The sequence below is a fragment of the Cytobacillus sp. Bac17 genome (genome assembly GCF_024519925.1).
Lineage (GTDB): Bacteria > Bacillota > Bacilli > Bacillales > Cytobacillaceae > Cytobacillus > Cytobacillus pseudoceanisediminis.
The window spans coordinates 1-376 of the sequence record NZ_JALJRC010000113.1 but is presented as its reverse complement, the minus strand read 5'-3'; the positions used below and the strand labels follow the sequence as shown (position 1 = coordinate 376).

1 protein-coding gene is annotated in these 376 nt (G+C 43.4%); it reads left to right on the top strand.

From position 1 onward, the window contains the following. On the top strand, positions 1-376 hold a 376-nt coding region (locus NR125_RS30335), incomplete at both ends, for a hypothetical protein (protein WP_256816896.1).

Below are 376 nucleotides of genomic sequence, written 5' to 3'. Positions count from 1 at the left end.
AAAAAGAGAAGGAGGGGAAGGAAGGGGAGGGAGAGAAAGGAGGAAGAGGAAAAAGGAAAGAAAAAAAAAAGAGGGAAAAAGAAGAGGAAGGGAAGGAGGGAAAAAGAAAAGAGGAGAAAAGAAAAGGGAGGGAGGAAAAAGAGGGAAAAAAAAGGGGAGAAGAAGGGGGGAGAAAAAAAAGAGAAAAAAAGAAGGGAGGAAGGGAAAAAGGAGGGGAGAAAAAAGAGAGAGAAGGAGGGGAGGAAGGAGGAAAAGAGGAGAAAGGGAGAGGAAGAAAAAAAGAAAAGGAAAGGAAAAAGGGAAAGGGGGAAGGAAGAGGAGGAAGGGAGAGGAGGAAGGAAAGGAAGATCAAGTGAAAAAAGTCAATGTCTTGTAG